This is a genomic window from Alsobacter sp. SYSU BS001988 (assembly GCF_054796215.1).
In genome coordinates this window covers 1-2,490 of the sequence record NZ_JBTAMK010000041.1, presented here as the reverse complement: position 1 = coordinate 2,490, position 2,490 = coordinate 1, and the positions used below count along the sequence as shown (strand labels likewise).

Sequence of the window (2,490 nt, the reverse complement as noted above, 5' to 3'; positions counted from 1 at the left end):
CGCAAGCTCCGACAAGAAGTTGGCATCGTCTTCCAGAGCTTCAATCTGTTCCCGCATCTCTCGGTTAGTGAGAACATCACGCTGGCGCCGCGCGTGGTGAAAAAACAGCCGCCGGACGCCGCCCGAGAGCTCGCGCGCGAGGTGCTCCGGCGGGTGGGCTTGGAAGACAAGCTCGACGCCTTCCCGGCGCAACTGTCGGGCGGCCAGCAGCAGCGGGTCGCCATTGCACGCTCCCTGGCCATGAGCCCGAAGGTCATGCTTTTCGACGAGGTGACTTCGGCGCTGGACCCAGAACTGACCGGTGAGGTCCTCAAGGTCCTCGAGTCCGTGGCGCGCGAGGGCATGACCATGATCCTCGTCACCCACGAGATGGGCTTCGCGCGTCGGTTCGGCTCGCGCGTGGTCTTTATGCACGAAGGCCGGATCCACGAAGAAGGCCAGGCCGCGGCGGTTCTCGCCGAGCCGAGAACGCCGGAGTTGCAGACCTTCCTCAGCGCCGTTCTGCACTGAGGGAGCCCTTCGTCGCAGCACAACCAGGGAGAGAAACATGCGCGCGATTCTTACAGCCGTGGCGGCACTGGCCATCGCTGCCTTTGGCTCAGTGGAAGCCAGAGCGGACAAGCTTCAAGACATCCTACAAAAAGGGGTCGTGCGGATCGGCGTCCCGCTTGACGCGCCACCCTTCGGATCACAGGACGAGAACCGCAAGGCGATCGGCTTTGATATCGAGATGGCCGAAATGGTCGCCAAGGGCCTTGGCGTGAAACTCGAGACGCAGCAGATCACCGGCGCTAATCGCATTCCGTTTCTGCTTACCGACAAGGTCGACATCGTGATCTCAGTGATGGGGCTCACGCCGGAGCGCGCCAAACAGATCCTCTTCACTGCCCCCTATGCCAACACGTTCCTCGCCGTCTACGGGCCGAAATCGTCCCCGGTGACGAGCCCGGAGTCGGTCGGCTCTGCCCGAGTAGCAGCCGCGAAAGGCTCGACCCAAGAGCTCGCGATCACCGCTTCGGCTCCCAAGGCTGGTATTTTGCGCACTGAGGATGACGCGACTGCCGCAGCCGCATACATCACTGGCCAAGCCGATCTGCTCGCTACCAACAGTATCGTCGCCCAGGCGCTTGCTAAGCAGAACCCAACCAAAGAATTCGATCGCAAGTTCACCATCCGCCGTAGCCCGGCGCATATGGGTGTGCAGATGGACCAGCACAATCTCGTGCGCTGGCTCGACGGCTTCATCTTCTTCAACACGATGAATGGCGAGCTTGACCGCCTGCATCGCAAGTATCTCGACATGCCGATGGACCCGCTGCCCACCCTGTGAGCCGGTCCGATTTCCGCGGCAAAGAGCGCAGTGCGAGGCGCGGCTGCCCGACAAGGGCGAGCCGTGCCCTCCGTCGCGTCATGCGTCGATACAGGCATGTCCTGAACCCCAAATCGAACCCGATGAGCTCCTCATGACGAGACCGCACATCCCCGCACCGCGTCCCTCAAGCGCCTTTTTGACGGTCGATCCGGATCGCAACGGCAAGCAAATGGGCTTCGTGATGATCCCGCACTCGCCGGACGATGATGCATGGGGCGCGACACGTGTCCCCATTGCAATCATCAAGAACGGCTCAGGGCCGACCGCGATTCTGGAAGGCGGAAATCACGGCGACGAGTATGAGGGGCCGATCACGATCTGCGACATGATCCGCGATCTCGATCCTGGTCGCGTCCAGGGCCGACTAATCCTGATGCCCGCCAACAACGTGCACGCGGTCATGGCCGGAAAACGCACGTCGCCTGTCGATGGGCTGAACTTCAACCGCACGTTCCCGGGCGACCCACGCGGCACCATCACCCAGCAAATCTCGGCCTATGTGTCGGACCACATCCTTCCGCTCGGTGACGCCTTCCTTGATCTTCACTCAGGAGGTTCGTCGCTCGACATCATTCCGAGCGCGATCGTCGAACCGACCGACGATCCTGAGTTGCACAAGCGCAACATCGCGGCTGTCCAGGCCTTTGACGCGCCAATGACCGTGGTGATCAGCAATCTTGGCGAGCCCCGGACCGCAACGGCTGCGGCATGTCGAGCCGGGCTCGTGACCGTGGGCACCGAGATGGCCGGAGGAGGGACCGTATCCCTCCAGGCGCTGCAGGTATGCCGGCGCGGCGTCGCCAATGTCCTCGATCACCTTGGCATCGTCGCCCGCGACAGGTCCGAACCCAAGCGCGGCGACGGTCAGGTTTTGGAGTTGCCCGGCGCCTCAGCGTATGTCTACGCGACGACTGATGGCATTTTCGAGCCCTTTCATGCGAACGGGGCCCGGGTCAGTGCCGGCGAACCTGCGGGCCGGATCCACTGCACCTGGGATCCAACACGCCCACCCGAGACGGTTCACTACTCTGCTGACGGGATCCTCTACGGCCGTCGTCAGCCCGGCCGTGTCAGGCCCGGCAATTGCTGCTTGATTGTCGCGGCCCCCTACAGGGGGA

General features: G+C 62.9%; 3 protein-coding genes. All 3 read left to right on the top strand.

The genetic code is table 11. The features are described 5' to 3' along the window. On the top strand, nt 1-510 hold a 510-nt coding region (locus ACYVO7_RS25680), incomplete at its 5' end, for an amino acid ABC transporter ATP-binding protein (protein ID WP_460452600.1). Nucleotides 511-547: 37 nt separating this feature from the next. Beyond that, nucleotides 548-1,330 carry a transporter substrate-binding domain-containing protein gene (locus tag ACYVO7_RS25675; protein ID WP_460452599.1) on the top strand — a complete coding sequence of 261 codons (783 nt, stop codon included), beginning with the start codon at nt 548-550 and terminating at the stop codon, nt 1,328-1,330. A 133-nt stretch (nt 1,331-1,463) separates the two neighbouring features. Then, a partial coding sequence (locus ACYVO7_RS25670) for a succinylglutamate desuccinylase/aspartoacylase family protein (protein WP_460452598.1) occupies nt 1,464-2,490 on the top strand: 1,027 nt, incomplete at its 3' end.